At 58.5% G+C, this 16,568-nt stretch carries 12 protein-coding genes and 1 pseudogene; 10 read left to right on the top strand and 3 right to left on the bottom strand.

The window, feature by feature from the left end:
• Positions 1–315 precede the first annotated feature (315 nt).
• The 10 genes from AAGS40_RS30555 to AAGS40_RS30600 all read left to right on the top strand — a co-directional run bounded on the left by AAGS40_RS30555 (position 316) and on the right by AAGS40_RS30600 (position 10,648).
• Positions 316–546: a dihydrofolate reductase gene (locus tag AAGS40_RS30555; protein WP_345817738.1), complete on the top strand. Its 231-nt coding sequence runs from the start codon at positions 316–318 to the stop codon at positions 544–546.
• Positions 547–1,062: 516 nt separating this feature from the next.
• Complete coding sequence (locus AAGS40_RS30560) at positions 1,063–1,374, top strand: ArsR family transcriptional regulator (protein ID WP_345817739.1); 312 nt, start codon at positions 1,063–1,065, stop codon at positions 1,372–1,374.
• The gene (locus AAGS40_RS30565; RefSeq protein ID WP_345817740.1) at positions 1,371–2,378 is read left to right on the top strand and encodes a 3-oxoacyl-[acyl-carrier-protein] synthase III C-terminal domain-containing protein; all 1,008 of its coding nucleotides are present in this window, start codon (positions 1,371–1,373) and stop codon (positions 2,376–2,378) included. Before AAGS40_RS30560 ends, AAGS40_RS30565 begins: the two co-directional genes overlap by 4 nt.
• 1 nt (position 2,379) lies before the next feature.
• Positions 2,380–3,390, top strand: a complete 1,011-nt coding sequence (locus AAGS40_RS30570; RefSeq protein ID WP_345817741.1) for an NAD(P)-dependent oxidoreductase — start codon at positions 2,380–2,382, stop codon at positions 3,388–3,390.
• Complete coding sequence (locus AAGS40_RS30575; protein ID WP_345817742.1) at positions 3,387–4,235, top strand: MBL fold metallo-hydrolase; 849 nt, start codon at positions 3,387–3,389, stop codon at positions 4,233–4,235. Before AAGS40_RS30570 ends, AAGS40_RS30575 begins: the two co-directional genes overlap by 4 nt.
• Positions 4,222–5,589, top strand: a complete 1,368-nt coding sequence (locus AAGS40_RS30580) for a F390 synthetase-related protein (protein WP_345817743.1) — start codon at positions 4,222–4,224, stop codon at positions 5,587–5,589. Before AAGS40_RS30575 ends, AAGS40_RS30580 begins: the two co-directional genes overlap by 14 nt.
• The gene (locus AAGS40_RS30585) at positions 5,579–6,739 is read left to right on the top strand and encodes an ATP-grasp domain-containing protein (RefSeq protein WP_345817744.1); all 1,161 of its coding nucleotides are present in this window, start codon (positions 5,579–5,581) and stop codon (positions 6,737–6,739) included. The genes AAGS40_RS30580 and AAGS40_RS30585 overlap by 11 nt, the downstream gene beginning before the upstream one ends.
• Positions 6,736–7,851: a GNAT family N-acetyltransferase gene (locus AAGS40_RS30590; RefSeq protein ID WP_345817745.1), complete on the top strand. Its 1,116-nt coding sequence runs from the start codon at positions 6,736–6,738 to the stop codon at positions 7,849–7,851. The genes AAGS40_RS30585 and AAGS40_RS30590 overlap by 4 nt, the downstream gene beginning before the upstream one ends.
• A 1,882-nt stretch (positions 7,852–9,733) precedes the next feature.
• Positions 9,734–10,000 carry a hypothetical protein gene (locus AAGS40_RS30595; RefSeq protein WP_345817746.1) on the top strand — a complete coding sequence of 89 codons (267 nt, stop codon included), beginning with the start codon at positions 9,734–9,736 and terminating at the stop codon, positions 9,998–10,000.
• A gap of 132 nt (positions 10,001–10,132) precedes the next feature.
• The gene (locus AAGS40_RS30600) at positions 10,133–10,648 is read left to right on the top strand and encodes a hypothetical protein (protein WP_345817747.1); all 516 of its coding nucleotides are present in this window, start codon (positions 10,133–10,135) and stop codon (positions 10,646–10,648) included.
• Between the two features lie 1,025 nt (positions 10,649–11,673).
• On the opposite strand, the pseudogene AAGS40_RS30605 reads toward AAGS40_RS30600, so the two are convergent.
• The 3 genes and pseudogenes from AAGS40_RS30605 to AAGS40_RS30615 form a co-directional block, all read right to left on the bottom strand.
• Positions 11,674–12,809, bottom strand: a pseudogene (locus AAGS40_RS30605) (IS481 family transposase).
• 822 nt (positions 12,810–13,631) lie between these two features.
• On the bottom strand, positions 13,632–14,621 hold the full coding sequence (locus AAGS40_RS30610) for a ParB N-terminal domain-containing protein (RefSeq protein WP_345817748.1): 990 nt from the start codon (positions 14,619–14,621) through the stop codon (positions 13,632–13,634).
• Positions 14,618–15,847: an AAA family ATPase gene (locus AAGS40_RS30615; protein WP_345817749.1), complete on the bottom strand. Its 1,230-nt coding sequence runs from the start codon at positions 15,845–15,847 to the stop codon at positions 14,618–14,620. The genes AAGS40_RS30610 and AAGS40_RS30615 overlap by 4 nt, the downstream gene beginning before the upstream one ends.
• Positions 15,848–16,568 lie beyond the last annotated feature (721 nt).

The raw sequence follows: 16,568 nt of genomic DNA on the forward strand, positions 1-16,568 counted from the left end.
CATGCAGGGTGACCGGATGACGTACGGGCGAGTACTTTCGGGTACGCAGATAGGCGCGCTAATTTGTGCCCGGCGACCATCCCGGACAACATCGCACAATGTTTTACGGCACCCGCCGTAGGAACTTGAGCGTATATGAAAGCAAGATCGTCCAAAATTTTGCTATGACTTTACGAATCATGCGGCACATTGGAGCCGCGGCGCGAGCGACCACTTTTGAGGCGATGACGTCACAGTCTCCCGCTGCCGCTCATTCATGGATTACGATCATGGCGGCCACAAAACGCTCGCCAGACCTCGCAGCCAGGAACTGCGATGGTCAGAAACCAGGCGATCGGCGGGGCCAACGACGATCCGTGGCGGGCGTCAGGAGAGCAACAGAGGCCTCGCCAACCGACCGGACGGCATTCGGTGGTAACGGGACGGCGGACATACGAGTCGATGGGCCGACCGCTACTGAATCGCGACATTCAGGTGCCCGGCCAAAAGCTTATCAACGCCGAACCGGTGGCGACGTGCGCCACGCTGCAGGGGAAGTTATCGTAAAGGATTCACGGTCAGATAGCGTTATCGCAGCGGTCGAAGATTCATCCCTGTTTCTGCAGAACGTAACCACGTTTTCTCTCGCAAATTTTCATTCTGAGCCCACAGTCCGTACTACGTCTCCGGCTTTTGCAGCGTACTTTTATTGTGCAGAAACCGGGCGACGCGAGCGCGTCGGACCCGCTGCACCGGCTTCAACAATCGCCGTGCCGCCGAACACTGCGACATGTTGGCATGATGGTCCCGGCGACCCGTATTGCCGGTCGATTGTCTACACAATGGAAGGTGACACCGCCTGCCCCTTCCTGTCTGAACCGGTCATCCACCCTCGCGGCGGACCGTGACCGGCTCAAACCGCCTCCACGTCAGGCACGTTTTCTCACGCGAATGTCTCGTTGGTCGCCCGAAAGAAGGTCATTCGCCTTACCTGGCCGGATCAGCAGAGCTTGCAGCCCATTCGCTGGCAATCACCATCCATTGAGCTTGACAAAATTTGACTAAATAACTAGCTTTATAGCCATGCGTACACAATTTGCCAATCGCATTCCCGCCGAGTGGGACCGTTTCGCTTCGGTTTTCTCCGCGATGGGAGACAGCTACCGGCAGCGGATCATGCTGTTCTTTGAGCCGGGCGAACGCCTGACGATCAAGCAGATCGTCGACTGGTTGCCACTGAGCCGGACAGCCACGATCCATCACATTCGCGTACTGCAGGGCGCGGGGCTTCTCGCTGCAAAAAAGGAAGGCCGCGACGTCTATCTGACGGCAAACAAATCGCTGCTGATCAATGCACTCGATACGACGGCCCGTTACGCGGAGGAGGTGCTATGAACGGCAACCTGACACGCCGTATCCGCATCTGCGGCACGGGCACTGCGGCGCCTGCCAACATCCTGACCAGCGAAGAAATCGACAAGCGTTTCGGCTTGCCCACCGGCACTGTATTCAAGCGCTACGGCGTGCGCCGACGGCACTACGCCAGACATGAAAACGCAGCCACGCTTGCCGCCGAAGCATGCGGAAAAGCACTCGAGCGCGCCGGCCTCGCCTGGGGCGACATTGACTGCCTCGTGGCCTCGTCGGCGACGATGGATCAGGCGCTTCCTTACAACGCCGCACTGATTCTCGCGGCAGCCGGAGTCGATGGAGGCCTTATCAGCGCGTTCGATATCGGCGCCAGTTGTCTGTCGTTTCTCGTCGGCCTCGACACAATCAGCTACCTTGTGGAATGTGGCCGCTATCGCAACGTGATGATCGTCTCGTCCGACATCGCCACGTTCTCACTCGACTGGGCAACGCTTGGCGAATCCGCCATCTTCGGCGATGGCGCGGCAGCCGCGATCATCCGGCAAAGCGCGCCGGACGAACGGTCATGCATTCTCGCTTCGCGAATTGAAACGCACGCAAGTGGAGCAAACGACTGCCATATCAAGGCGGGGGGCTCCCGCTATCATCCGCGTCGTCCCGGAGTGGAATTCGATCCGCTCACGTTCTTCCATATGAACGGACCACGTCTGTTTCGCACCGTATCCAGAGAGCTGCCGCGTCTCGTTGCGCAACTGCTTGAGAGCGCCGCGCTCACGCTAGACCAGATACGCCTTGTAATCCCGCATCAGGCGAGCCGTCTCGCGCTCGATCATCTCGCGAAGCGTTTGCAGATCGAGCCGGGCCGTATAGTCGATATCTTCGCGGAGTCCGGCAATCAGGTTGGCGCATCGCTTCCAACGGCGTTGCATCACGCGGTCGAAAGCAACGGGATGCAGCGCGACGAGCCGCTGATGCTGCTAGGCTCAGGCGCTGGACTGACGCTCGGCGGCATGGTGCTGGTGTACTGACATGCGGATACTCGTAACAGGAGGCACCGGTTTTCTCGGGCGACATGTTGTATGGCGCCTGAATGCTTCAGGCCATGACGTCGTCTTCACCGGACGCAACCTTCAGCACGCCGACACCGTCATCTCAGGCGCGATACGCACCGGTTGCGAAACGCGTTTCATCAAGGTCGAACACGGGAGCGCCCAAAGCCACGCGACGATGCATGGAGCCGCGTCAGACGCCGACGCCGCCGTCCACTGTGCGGCGCTCTCATCGCCCTGGGGACGTCCCGAAGCATTCGAGAAAGCGAACATCAATTCGACGCACGAAGTCGTCGATGCCTGTCGCGCTCAGCACGTGCCGCGCCTCATCCATATTTCGACGCCCAGTATTTACTTCAATTTCCGCGACCGTATCGGCATCCGCGAAGATGAACCGCTGCCCCCGCCCGTGAACGAATATGCGCGCACCAAGGGCGTTGCCGAACAGCGCGCGATGCAATCGCCGCTTGATTCGGTCATCGCGCTTCGCCCGCGCGCGATCATCGGCCCATATGACGCCACGCTGTTACCGCGACTTCTGCGAGTTTCCCGCGTCTCGCGTCTGCCATTGATGCGCGGCGGCAACGCGCTGATCGATCTCACGTATGTCGATAACGTTGTCGACGCGGTAGAACTCGCGCTCTCTGCCAATCTGCAGCGCGCCGTCGTCAATATCAGCAATGGCGAGCCGATGCCCGTGCGAACGCTCTTCGCCATGCTGGCGGATGCGTTCGGGATCGAGTTGCGCGTTCGGCGGATCCCTTATCCCGTCGTTGATGCCGTTGCCACCTTGCTGGAGTGGGCCGCTTTGATTCGAGGTGGCGGTGAACCGCCCGTCACGCGATATTCGGCAGGATTGCTGGCCTGGTCGCAGACGCTCGACCTGACACGCGCCCGCGAACTCCTCGGCTATACGCCTCGTGTGCCGCTTGCCGAAGGCATCCGCCGAACGGCCGCGTGGGCCAGACAGTTCGAGCAGGTTCGCTCATGACGACGAAGCTCGGCTTTCACCTGCTCAGGATTGGCCATTGCTCACATCCCGAATGCGTCACGCAGCGCGGCGGGCGCCTGGGCAGCGTCCCCTTCCCTGCGCTTGCAGGTCTGCTGCTCCATCCGCATTTCGGTCCGATGCTGTTCGACACGGGCTACGATGACGCGTTCTTCGCGGCGACGCAGCCGTTTCCGGAACGGTTGTATCGGCTCGTCACGCCCGTCTCGCTGACATCAAGCGAAACGCTTCACGTGCAGCTCGCGCGACATGGGATCGCGCTGCAGGACATCCGGCACGTGTTTCTGTCCCATCTGCACGCCGACCATATCGCCGGCATCGGTGAATTGCCGAACGCAAGATTCTTTGCGATGCGCGACGAAGTCGACGCAATGCGTCGCGCCTCGCGGATCGGCGGCCTGCGCCGAGGTTATCTGCGAACGTTGCTGCCCGAATCGTTCGACGCCCGTTTGACCTGCGCCGACGATTGCGGGCGCGTCACGCTGCCGCCCGCGATGCATCCGTTCAGGTACGGCTTCGATCTGCTGGGCGACGCAAGCGTGATCGGTATCCCGCTTCCCGGCCATACACCGGGTCAGCTGGGTATCCTGTTTCAGACATCAGGCGACCAAACCGTTTTTCTGGTCGCAGATGCATGCTGGTCGCTCGAAGCCGTCAGGCAGGACAAGCCACCCTCATGGATAGCGGCGCGTCTGTTTTCGGACAAGCGCGCGTACCTGGCGACTTTTGCGGGATTGCGTGTTCTGCTTGGGCGCAACGACGGACTCACCATTGTCCCGTCGCACTGTGAACTCACGTGGAGGCGTCTTAGCCGTGAACTTCGCTAACTACGCCCGGATGATGGGCGCCTTCGCGCTCACCCGCTACGGTCTTCGTTTCGACGACCGCGCGAGCTTCGAGCGCTGGCAGGCGCGCCGGCTCAACGCTTTTATTCGCGCGCGACTGAAGCCTGTGAGCTTCTATCGCGACCGGTCATGCTGCGAGCTTGATGAACTGCCCGTTGTTGATAAGGCTTTCACGGTACAACGCTTTGCCGCTTTCAACACGCATGGCATCACATTCGAGACGGCATTGGCCGCAGCACGCGCTTCAGAGGAATCGCGCGCACTACCCTCGCACTTCGATCCGAATCTCACGGCAGGACTATCAAGCGGTACGAGCGGCCGCCCAAGCGTCTTTCTCGCGAGCGCCGCCGAGCGCGCAACGTGGGCAGGCGTCATACTGGCGCGCACGCTCGATCGCGACCTGCTCACACTGCTCGTCACGCGGGCGAAACCATTGCGCGTGGCGTTTTTTCTGCGGGCAAACAGTTCGTTGTACAGGACGTTGCATAGCCGTCGCATCGATTTTCGTTTCTTTGACCTTCAGGCCGGCGCACATGCGCATATCGATTCGTTGACAGGCTTCAAACCGGAAGTACTCGTCGCCCCTGCGAGCGTACTAGGGTGGCTCGCCGGTCAGGCACGCCAGGGCCGTCTACGCCTGTCGCCGCGCAAGGTAATCTCGGTAGCGGAAGTTCTCGAACCTGACGATGAAACGCTGATTCGCGAAGCCTGGCAGACGCCCGTGCATCAGCTGTATCAATGCACAGAAGGCTTTCTCGGCTACACGTGCTCCCATGGGACGCTGCATCTGAATGAAGAGTTTGTGCACGTCGAGCCCGAATGGCTCGATGCTGCCCGCACCCGGTTCGTCCCGGTAATCACCGACTTCACCCGCCACACGCAGCTGTTTGTTCGCTATCGTCTGGACGATATTCTGCGTGTACGCGCAACGCCGTGTCAGTGCGGACGCGTCACGATCGCGCTCGATGCCATCGAAGGCAGGTGCGACGATGTGCTCTGGCTTCCGTCCCGCAAGACCGGCTCGCTGCTTCCCCTCTTTCCTGACTCCGTCCGGCGCGCTATCGCACGTTGCGGCCCGTCAGTCGAAGACTACTCCCTTGTCCAGCATGGCGGTACGTTGTCGCTCGCTGTTCAAGGCCCGGACACTGCGTTCGCGTCGGCCCAGCATGCGCTCAACAACATGATCGCGTCGCAAGGCATGCTCAGTCTTCCATGGCGGCGTGCGGTGCACGAAATCAGATCGCCGGCAGTGAAGCGCCGGCGAATCGTCTGTGCCACAAAACCATCCGTTGATATCGAATCCCTCAATTCGATTGCGGGAATCCATGAAACGTAAGGTGCTCATCCTCGGCGCACGCGCTCCCGTGGCGCTTGATCATGCACGGCGATTCGCTCATCAGGGCTGGCAGGTCACAGTGGCAGACAGCATTCCCTGCCTGATGAGCGGCGCGTCGCGAGCGGTTGACGCATCGTTGCGAATCTCGTCGCCACGCCACGCACCCGCGCAGTTCGCTGCCGATATTGCAAACGCCTGCGACAGGCATCGCTTTGACATGATCCTGCCGACGTGCGAAGAGGTGTTCTTCCTGTCGCGATACCGTCAGCGCCTGCCGCGGCAGATCCGCGTTCTGGCCGATGATTTTGATACTCTGCGCGCCGTGCACAGTAAGTGGCATTTCCTTGCACTGGCGCAGGGCTGCGGTGTGAACGTTCCGGAATCGGCGCGCGTCGGCTCAATTGAGGAGGCTCGCGAGTGGGCTGGAGCCGCTCCCGTCGTGCTCAAGCCGGAATTCTCGCGATTCGGCGTGCACGTGCGGCTCTACAGAAATGGCATACCAGACGTCGCCCCTCCCCTTCCCGCACTCGGCAACTGGGTCGCGCAGCGTTATGTCAGCGGCATCGAATACTGCTCGTACAGCGTCGCCGATCAGGGACGGCTGCTCGCACACAGTCTCTACCGGCCCACGTGGCGAATGCATCGCAGCTCGAGCTTCTATTTCGAGCCGGCGCGTATTGGTGCAATTCGCGCGTTCGTTGCAACCTTCGTGCGCAAGCTCAACTTCACCGGACAGGTGTCCTTCGACTGGATCCAGCATGCTGACGGAAATATGAGTGTGCTGGAGTGCAATCCGCGTGCGACGAGCGGCTGCCATCTCTTCGCGCTCGACGCGCCGCTTCCCGCCTCGCTTGCTGGCACGCTCGATGAATGTATCGAACCTGAGGCTGCGAAGCCTCACATGATTGGTGCCGTCATGTTGAGCGCGGGGTTAATCGACGCGTTTCGCAATCGCAACCTGCGTCGCTGGATACGCGACTATCGCCGGGCCGGCGATGTACTTGGCACGCCCGGCGATCGACGCCCTGTCGCAGGCGCGATGAGCGACTTGATCTCGTATGCGCGGCTCGCACTTGCGCAGCGTTGCAATATGCGCGAAGCGGCCACGCGTGACATTGAATGGGACGGCGAACCGCTGCCAGAGCCATGAGCGAAACCCTTTACGCGCCACAACAGCGGTTCATCGAACTGTCGAACGCGTTTTCGGCGCTTCACACGGACGTTCACACGCAACACTATGTTCGCAACATTGACGCGTGCGTCCAGTCGGTTTCATTCGGTGGCCTGCCGTTTCCCGCGACGATCAACAACACTGGCAGCGAGAACGCCTGGGTGTGTTCACCGTTGACGACCTATAGCCGATATGCTGTTGACGAAACACGCCGCCTGATTCCGCGCCCGCTCGCATGGCCGCTCTGCGGGTTCATCCGCGCCGTCGATCGCCGGCTGCGCGATGTCGGATTGGATCACGCGGTATCGGTGAACAACTGGCTGCTTAGTACGAACCTCTATCCTTCGGCGGAGGACCTGGATTTTTCAGCGATGCGGGAAGCACTGAAGTCGCGCTGGCCGCATCACGCGATCTGGTTTCGCTCACTCAATTACGTGCAGCACGCAGATTGGCTTCACGCGCTTGAACACGCCGGATTCGAACTGATCCCCACACGTCAGGTTTATCTGTTCCATGACATCGACCGATGTGCCGCGAATCATCAAAACCTGCGGCGCGATCTGAAGCTGCTGGACACGACCCCGCTGCATCGCGTCGCAGGCCACACGTTCACTGATCTGGATTTCGCGGAGAGTGAGCGGCTATACGGCCTGCTTTATCTGGACAAGTACTCGCGGCTGAATCCACAATACACGGCGGCCTTCGTGAAGGCCTGGCAACATAGCGGTCTGCTGGACCTCACGGGATTCAGGGATGACACTGGAAGACTACGCGCCGTCATCGGCCTCTTCGCGCAAGGCCGGTTAGTAAGTGCACCTTTCGTCGGATATGACACATCAGCGCCTGCCTCGGAAGGCCTGTACCGGCTGCTGATGGCGCATGTGCTGTCGGCGACGCGCGAACGTACGGGCATGCTTAACCTGAGCGCGGGCGCGGCACATTTCAAACGGCTTCGAGGCGGGGAACCCGCGATCGAATATAGCGCGGTGCTGTCCGGGCATCTGCCGCAAGCGTTACAGCGTGCGCTACGCCACCTTCGATTCCTGACCCACCATATCGGGGTACCGATCATGCGACGCTTTCAGTTATGACTTCCTGGAATCCGGCGCTATCGCGCAGTTGGTTCGTCGTTGCCCAGTCACGGCAAATCGGAAACAGGCCGTTCGCCGTTACCCTCCTGAATCGTCCGCTCGTTGTCGCACGCGATCGTCAGGGCGCCTTGATGGCGCTCGACGATTGCTGCCCTCACCGCCACGTACCGCTCTCGCTCGGAAAGATGACCGACGAAGGCCTGCAATGTGCGTATCACGGGTGGACGTTTCGTGCCGACGGCCGCTGCGTCTCGGTACCAGGTCTCATGCCCTCCACATGCGCGCCGGTTGCGCAGGTGCGTGCGGTGAGCGTCATGGAGCAGGGTGGTCTGGTATGGGTGAAGCTCGACGGTCGCACCCCTGAACAGGCGGGGACGCTGCCCGCTTTCGTCCGCCGCCTGCAGCCGTCGAAGCGACGCTTCGTGTGGCAGTCGACGTGGCGCGCGCGCCGTCGACGCGCTCGAGAATTTTCTGGATGGTCAGCACACGCATTTCGTGCACGCCGGATTAGTCCGCAGGAGCCAGCAGCGCACGGTCGTCGCGGCAGATGTATCGAAATCGCAAGGCTCTGTGCGAGTGGACTATCGCGGGCAATCGGCCCAAAGCGGCTGGATGTACAGACTGTTCGAATCGCCAAGGGAAGTCGAACGTGCCTGGTTCTGTTCGGGCGCGGCAGGCACGGCACAACTGGAGTACCGGTATCGGAACGGAAGCGCTCTCTATTTCACGCTTCATTTTAGTCCGAGCGACGCGTCCCAACTGCACGTCTATGGGACGCTGCACGTTGAAAACCGATGGGCGCCGGGGTGGGCCCTACGGCTTTTCGTATGGCCGTTCCTGCAACGGGTCCTGGCCCAGGATCAGGCGATAGTCGAAGCACAGGCAGCGAACAGAAAGCGGTTCAACAGCGGCGAAGGTCTATCGAGCGGACTGGACCTTGTAAAACCTGTTCTCGACGCAGCATGGTTAGCTATCGATTGCCAGTGGGACCGATCCATAGTGCATATGCTCCTTTGAGAAATCGTGCATCAGATTACAGGCTTGCGTCGGAAGTAATACATCTGCTACCCGACTTTTAGGTGCGCCCCGATGGCGGACACCTTTCTGGCAACCAGGCCGAGAGCGCTTGGACGTCCAGGCTGCGCACACCTATTCGAAGCCTTAAGCCCTAAGCTCGCGCGCCGCGTCATGTTCCACCGTCGTGCATTAATTGCCGTGAACCAAAGAAGAAGGTAATAACTGTGGCGCGCAAGTGCTGATCACGGAAAACCGTCGCTTCGCCGGTTTCCAGATGTGCCGCGTTGATCTGAATAGGTCGGTTGTATCAAGCGAATCGCTTTGTCGATCGCATCTAGACCCGTCGCGCCCTGAGGTCGACGTTGCTACCTTAGAATTCCGGTTGGTCAAATATGCTGAGCTCGCCGCAGCGCGTGCGTGGACGGCGACTGGCAGCGCATCCTCCCCTGCCTTGTTGCCAACCGGCGTCTCGCCTCGTGCCAGCAACGTTGCCACAAGCCAGCATGCAATCCGTGGACGTGCAATGATCACTGCCCGATATCCAGCTCCAGTTCCCGATCAGCGACCCGGTGTTCGTTCGTCCTACTGGATAGCGTCAAGCCGGAAGTCCGGATTACCTGGAAACATCCTGGCTGCTCGGCCGAGGTGTTCGTCGCTGCTTCAGGGGATCATGGTCGACGTTCCGTTCGGGTCATCGGTTCGTAGTTGCCGTGGCACTCTCTCTGTTTGTCGCAGGCTGTGATGCGCCAACAGATTTCGACGTTTATTTCAAAGATCGTCGGGTGATGGACGAGCGGTCGATGTCGGTCAAGGTTATGCTGGGGTCTGGGACGACGTCTTTCCAGCCTAAGATCGCGAGATGTGCATGACCCACTGGATCGCCAGAAGCTTAAGCGAACCACGTTTCCTAACGGGCAGGAGGAACTGCTCGCGCATCGCCTTGCAGTTCGTAGGCAAGACGCGAAGTGTCGAGCGTCTTACGGTCGACGAATTCGCGTTCGATGGAATGGGCAATGTCAGGGATGTCGCGACACGCTTGAGCGGGCACGATCGGCTTGCCTATTTGGAAGATACGCCCTGGAGCTTTACACGCTTTTACATGACCAACGCGCTCGACGCTGGCGCCTGTTGAGCGACGCCAGCCAGTTGTCGCAGACGTGCGAGCCTGCAGAGCACAAGGCAAGCTTGCCTGACAACCTGGATTTACCAAAGGACTCGTTCGTCCGCGCCGGCGATATTGTCCTCAGGGAAAGCGAAATCAAAAATGCGCCGGATTGCTGCCTCAAGTCAACAGTATGGGCCCACGCTGCTCATCGTCGCGGCTCTAGCCAGTCCTGCCATGCAACCGGACGTGTGCTCGCAACAGCGTAACGGCGATGTGATCGACGTACGCGCTTCTTATTTTGACATTTTAAGAACGGCAGCCCGATACGCCGCCGAGCCGGCTGTTAGAAACGATTGGCTCCTGCGCAGTGATTCTCTTTTCGCGATCCTCTGGAAATCAGACTGCGTCGAGGCACGGACAGGCAATGTTCTGCGCCTGAGATTCCCGGACGACGATCCATTCAACGGCGTTATGTCGCTGCGAAGCACGCTCGGTCTCACTCAACTGCACCGACTGCTGCGACATCTCTATGAACGTCTTCCGCACAGCATTCCTCGATACAACGCCAGGAGCATTATCACGCCGCTTTCGGTGTCCACGACATCGATCTATCTGCATAGCGACGAGGCAAAACGGGCACGACAGATTGCCGAAGCATTCGGTAAGCGTGGGTAAGAGAGGCGCCCTCCCCATCACGAAGCTTGTCGGCCCTGTAGCGATCGACGGTACGGTGTGCGGAATCGGGCGTCTCCCGAATGTTCACCTTGCTAGATATCGTCGCAACTGGACTGCTCATACTTGTCGGTCGACAACGCTTTCCATTCAGCCTCGTGCTGAGGCTGCCTCCCCGCATGCGTCATCGCGATCGCGGCTGTCGAAGCACGGTTATCGCTTGAGCCCGGTGCGCGACGCCCGATTACTCGGGACGTTTCCCGAAGGCAATACCCGCATCCGGGCAATGTCCGGGCGCAGAGCGCTGGCGAACCCGAAGCTGCGTCAAGCTGCTGCACTGAATTTGTAGGGCATGTGGGCTGACCGGCTGCGCTCCGCCCCAAGTCTCCGCCCTCGTCCAGTGCGCTTCTGTTGCATGCCAGTCTGCGACGAAGTCGTGTACTAAGCCTCATCGCTCTGACCGTTAGTTGCGCGCACCCAAGAGCGACGATGGGTCCAATTTGTGGCCCCGACCTGCTCCAGCATTGTCATCCTTGTGCTCGCGCGACGCCCGCGCATCGTCCTGATGCTGTGGGTCGATGAGCCAGATTGTGCTTCAGCCGTTAATTCGGCCGTGCATTCGGAGCCGGAAACTTCTGTCCCTCGTCCTATTACAAAATACGTATTGTTTGATACATTCCGTCCGACTTAGTGTCGCATGCCTGCAATCTTCCTTCACAAGAGTCGGTTGCGTGTTCATCAACCCCTCTCATCGTGAAACAATTCCTGCACAAGTAGTCGCAACTCTCTGCTGAACCCGGCCAGCACTAGCTTCCCGGCATTTCGGAAGCGCGAGAACAATGTTTCACAATGACTGTTCTTATCAAATTTTTCGCTTGCTAGGCTAGACTCCTCGCCTCGCTCTGAGTCGTTCCTTCATGTGCGTGAAGGAGGGAAAGCGCCCCCGCCCGAGCTATCGTTCGACGACACTGTATGGACCGGCGACATAGGTAACAGGTGTGCGGAGACATGGGTAACACATGATCCGCTCATTCAGGCTGGTTCAGATTAATTGTTCCAAAACGGTGATGGGCAAAAAACAGGTCGTAGCAGTTCTCTTCACCGACGCGCTCCCGGATGGCCACGGGCAGGTTATGCAGTGCGCTCGATACCTTGAATCGCCGCTTCCTGAAGCGTAGTTCACCGTTCCATTTCACACACTGCACGTGGTCGTTTTCGCCGTACTCAATCGGCGGCAGGATCTCGGGGTAGGCGCGCGGACCCGGCCGATAGCGCGTGACCGGGGTTGCCATGTCCAGCGCCTGATATGGGCGCTGATGTTATAGACCGAGCGCCAGTCATCAAACGCCTGCTGGGCACTGGGCAGATCCCTGAAACGGCGCCCGGCGATTACCTCGGCCTTCATGCGGTGAAACCGCTCCTCCTTGCCGTTGGTCTGCGGATGCGCCACCCTGCTGTGGGAAAGTCGCACGCCCAGCCGGATGAGCCAGATGGCAAGCTCCGTCAACTGGCCCGGCTGGCTGGGGCTGCCCCAAGGCGACCCGTTGTCCGCGTTGATGCGCAGCGGCAGGCCATAGCGGCGGAACGTGCGCTCCAGATGCTGCTGCACGATGCCGGTGTCGGTGCTGATACAGGCATCGAGTGTCACGTTGTAGCGCGAATGATCGTCCAGCATGGTCAGCGGCGAACAGTGCCGTCCGTCCTGCAGGTCGAACCAGCCCTTGAAACCCATCTGCCAGAGATCGTTGGGCTGCGCATGCTCGAAGCGTTGCCAGGCCGTGGCGGCATAGGACGCGCCCGGGTCGATCAGCGCGTGGCGATGCAGGATATCCGTCACGGTGCTGGGGGCGGGCACGTCCGTGTGACCCCGATCGCACAGACGCCGGCTGATTTTGCGGCCACCCCAGGCCGGATGTGCCTGCCGCAGTTCCACCACCCGCTGTTCGACCGACGGTGGGGTGCGTGCCGGACTCTGCCGGGGCCGTCGCGAATGATCCATCAGCGCGGTGTCGCCGCCCTGCGCGTGGCTATCGAGCCACTTATAGCCGGTCTTCGGGCTGATGCCGAAACGCCGGCACAGGTCACGACGGTTGGCGCCTTCCTGCGAGGCCAGATGAACGAATTCCAGGCGCAGATTCATGGTGTCTCTCGGATTCCAGGGCATGACCGGCTCCAGGCGATTTACTCGCCCAAAGTGTTACCCATGTCTCCGCACACCTGTTACCTATGTCGCCGGTCCATACAGGTAGCGAAACCAAGAGCGCAATGTCACGGCAATCCCGCCCCGCCACTCGCACCGTGCGTTTTTAAGAGCAACGAGGGGGAAGCTGTTGCCGCCTCTTGGTCGCTCTAGGCAGCGCTTCTAGAAACTATTCGTAGGCGATGATGGATTTGCTGGCGGGCATGTTAGGGCCAGAGGGTGCAGAGCGGATCCTGCTTCATGTGGCGTTGCCGGATGCGTTTTGCCGCAAAAGCACACGTACTGCGGCCGAAGACGTGCTTACCGACGAGATCCAAGGCGCCCGCACGCACTTTCGCATACGAAAGATTCAGATCTACTCTTCAAGAGGGGCAGCGTCGAATGGCGCACGAACCACGACCGCCTCTGCCCCGGCGACCGGGGCGAGCACAGCTGACGAATGGCAATTGGGGTTTTCGGGAAGTTAGCTGTCGCCCTCCGCTCCGAACTCGACCGCACAATCGCGATCCCGCTATCGTGACTGCGTTTGACGCTTAACCCCAAGGCAGTCAACTGGGCGTATCTATGGTCTGTCCGATAGCGTGTCTGCCCTGTTCAGTGGGTTTACGCATCGGAGACTTCACAGCTCAAGCTATCACACCGGAGCAGCTTTTGTGTCTTGGAATAGTCAACTTATTGATTTTATTGGACATCCAAATTGGATCGACCATCAGTGAACGAAGCCATGAAAGCTAGGCCATTGATTTAAATGACTTTCCAATTTGGATGCTTGCACGTTTCAGCGCGCTACATCTTCTCGATTTCCGACCGAATGAAGTCCGCGATTCGGTGCGCCCATTCATCCGCCATCGCTTCTCCGTCCTTTCCAGAGAATCGCAATCCGACTACAGCGCTCCTCACCGACACTTCACAGAACTTTCGCTTACCAGCATTAATCGTCACAACGGTCGGCGTTGCGGCCTTCGGACGAGGCGGGGATGCCAAGGCCAAAGCTTTCTCCTGCGTCAGGGCAGCGGAATTAATCAAAGCGCTGATCGCCTTCGTCACCTCTTCGATCCGCCCCTGCTGTGCCAACGAAGCAAATTTTGCGGCAGCGGTGCCACCGAGCTTGTGAGGCCTGGTCGCAATCACTTGTTTCGCCGCGTCCGGCAGATTCTCAAATGACAGAATTCGCGCCACGTGGCTCTGCGCCAGCCCCGACATACGGGTGATATCCGCCTGAGAGAGGCCAAGGTTTTGCTGAATTCTCTTGAACTGTCGGTATTTTTCAAAGTCTGGAAGTGCGGGTGCGAGCAAATTCGAGAATGCCGCACCTAATTCCACCTCCGCATCGGTTCCGTTGAACGGTACACCAAGAATAGTGGCCCGATTGAGATCATCGCGGTAAATTGCTACACGGTTATTCCCAGAAATGATCTCGTTACGACCATCGGCCAACGGCCGATAAACAATAGGATGCACAAGTGGATTGCTCTCGAGGTTTGCACGAAGCTCCCTATACTCTTCCTCAGAAAGAACTCGTCGGCGGCCTGGCACCTCGATGAGCGTCTCAATGGAGATTTCATGAGACGAGCCGACTTCAGTGGTTTCAAGCTCCTCAATTCGTTTTAAAGCTGACTGTAGTTCACGCTCCTTTTCCGCAAGGAGCGGAAAGGAAGCCATCAATTGCCCAGGCGCCGTTTTAGGCCGACCAGAGGGATCGTCACCGGCCTTCTGATTTCGTGGAGACGTTCCTATAGAAGCGGCTTTGGCCGCTAATCGGTCTTTAATGCTCATTCGGCCTCCTGACCCGCGTGCCATAACGCAACAAGTTGCTGATCGATAATCTCGGCAAACCGATCATAGGCCTCTCGCGCCCGCTGATACGTCTTCAGACTGCCTTGGTACCTCGAAATGTCATAGACAGTCCCGAACTCTGCCGCGGCGGTTTGTGTAACCGCAGTCGTCGGAATCTCAACCGGAAGCACCAAGCCTTCATAAGTCTTGTTGATCCAATCTCGCACGATCGGCGTAGCCGCTTGACTCTGATCGACCTTTGCAAGCAGAACGTGAATAAAATCGAAGCTTTTAACGAGTTCAGGCGCCACCTGTGTCATGCTTTCCGAAAGATCCGAAAAGAGGCTCCAGAACTGAGTAGATGATGCATAGTCGAGTGCGCTGGGTGGCGTGGGCACAATGAGCCCGTCCGCAGCCATAAAGGCGTTGATTGTTAAATATGAGAGTGCAGGCGGAGTGTCGATAATTACGACGTCGTAGTCGTCTAATAGCGGTTCAAGCCCCCGATTCAACACATTCCAAAATTGGAAAGATTGGTCCTTCGATTGCTTGAATGGCAGGAAAAATTCTGCGCCGAACAATGCAGCGCTTGCGGGAATGAGATCCACGCCGTCCCAGTACGTTGGTTGGACCGCATATTGCAAATCGTCCACGTCTCCATAAATCAATGGAAGAACAGTTTGCTCATCAGAAACTTCGCTATCGGCGAGTATCCCGTTGAGCGCCGACAAGGAGGCTTGCGGATCAAGGTCAACGAGCAACACCCGACGGCCGAACAGCGACAACCCCTGCGCAAGCGTCATGGCTGTAGTCGTTTTGCTTACGCCACCTTTAAAATTTCCGATCGCGATTTTCTTTCCCTTCACGCCGGCAGGACGCTTCGCGAACGGCGCAATTTGATCAATCCAAACCCGCGCCTCCTCGAGTGTGAACTCCCGGCTTCGGCTGTGCCGCAACGTCCCTTGGGGCAATTCCGAGTCAGACCGCGTTAAATAATTCATTCGCTGCCTGTCAATTCGACAAAGGTCTCCAACTTGCGCGGTTGTGAAAACAGGTGAGTTTTTGCGCGGGTGAGGAGCAAGCATGCTTTCGCGAACATCCACGAGCATGCCGCTCGCGTTGTCTGCTATAGCTTTTATCGCCGATAGAGGCATCGGTTTCGGAGCATGCTTCAGCTGGATTGACATCTTTGGTTTTTCAGAACGCGCACGCACTGTTGTATTCATCAGAGCTTCCCGAATCAAGTAATGCCCAACGATATGAGCGTCGTATGGTGGTTTCAACACGCAAAGCATAAATCAGCAATTGATGTTGAATCTTGCCGGAGCTTGTTCAGAAAAACTAGTGTTTGCGTCAAGTTTTCGCGCAGATGCGGTTGCATGATGAGCGTCGACCCTGCTCTTTGCCCACGGTTAGCGAACAATCACATTCGATAGCGGTGAGGCATCACGTTCGCGGAATAAATACCATCAGCTGAGATGCGAAAGGTCATGGTTTGTGGGGACCTTCCGGGCTATGACGAACGAAAGGTCATGGTTTGTGGGGAGATTTCTTGAGACTAGTTCTGGTTAGATGCCCTTTTTAGCGAAGCCAAACGCGGACTTATCGTTGATCGATGTCCGGCTATTCGACCTCAACGCGGATTTCTGCCCGTGATTGGCCTCCCTAACCTGCGCTTGACATGCGGAGATCCACATCTAGCTGGCACGGCCTACCCACTTTAGCTGACCCGCAACTCAAATTCGATGCGCTGAAGGTTAGGGTCTGTGGGGAACTGGACGCGTTACTCGCCGCGCGGAATTCCGCCCCCATAAACCCTAACCCTTAGAAGCGGAACGTCTATATAATATCTATATAAATCAATATCTTAAGTCTAATCTTGCCGGGTGCCCCACATAGCCTGACTTTCCCCACAAAGCCTGACCTGACGCCCCATAGACAACGACA

The sequence above is a fragment of the Paraburkholderia sp. PREW-6R genome, assembly GCF_039621805.1.
Lineage (GTDB): Bacteria > Pseudomonadota > Gammaproteobacteria > Burkholderiales > Burkholderiaceae > Paraburkholderia.

Excerpts from the sequence above, each read along its gene's own strand:
- AAGS40_RS30555 (WP_345817738.1), top strand. The coding sequence starts at position 316 with ATGGTCAGAAACCAGGCGATCGGCGGGGCCAACGACGATCCGTGGCGG.
- AAGS40_RS30615 (WP_345817749.1), bottom strand. The coding sequence starts at position 15,847 with ATGAATACAACAGTGCGTGCGCGTTCTGAAAAACCAAAGATGTCAATC.
- AAGS40_RS30575 (WP_345817742.1), top strand. The coding sequence starts at position 3,387 with ATGACGACGAAGCTCGGCTTTCACCTGCTCAGGATTGGCCATTGCTCA.
- AAGS40_RS30570 (WP_345817741.1), top strand. The coding sequence starts at position 2,380 with ATGCGGATACTCGTAACAGGAGGCACCGGTTTTCTCGGGCGACATGTT.
- AAGS40_RS30610 (WP_345817748.1), bottom strand. The coding sequence starts at position 14,621 with ATGAGCATTAAAGACCGATTAGCGGCCAAAGCCGCTTCTATAGGAACG.
- AAGS40_RS30585 (WP_345817744.1), top strand. The coding sequence starts at position 5,579 with ATGAAACGTAAGGTGCTCATCCTCGGCGCACGCGCTCCCGTGGCGCTT.
- AAGS40_RS30600 (WP_345817747.1), top strand. The coding sequence starts at position 10,133 with ATGCGCCGGATTGCTGCCTCAAGTCAACAGTATGGGCCCACGCTGCTC.
- AAGS40_RS30560 (WP_345817739.1), top strand. The coding sequence starts at position 1,063 with ATGCGTACACAATTTGCCAATCGCATTCCCGCCGAGTGGGACCGTTTC.
- AAGS40_RS30565 (WP_345817740.1), top strand. The coding sequence starts at position 1,371 with ATGAACGGCAACCTGACACGCCGTATCCGCATCTGCGGCACGGGCACT.
- AAGS40_RS30595 (WP_345817746.1), top strand. The coding sequence starts at position 9,734 with ATGACCCACTGGATCGCCAGAAGCTTAAGCGAACCACGTTTCCTAACG.
- AAGS40_RS30590 (WP_345817745.1), top strand. The coding sequence starts at position 6,736 with ATGAGCGAAACCCTTTACGCGCCACAACAGCGGTTCATCGAACTGTCG.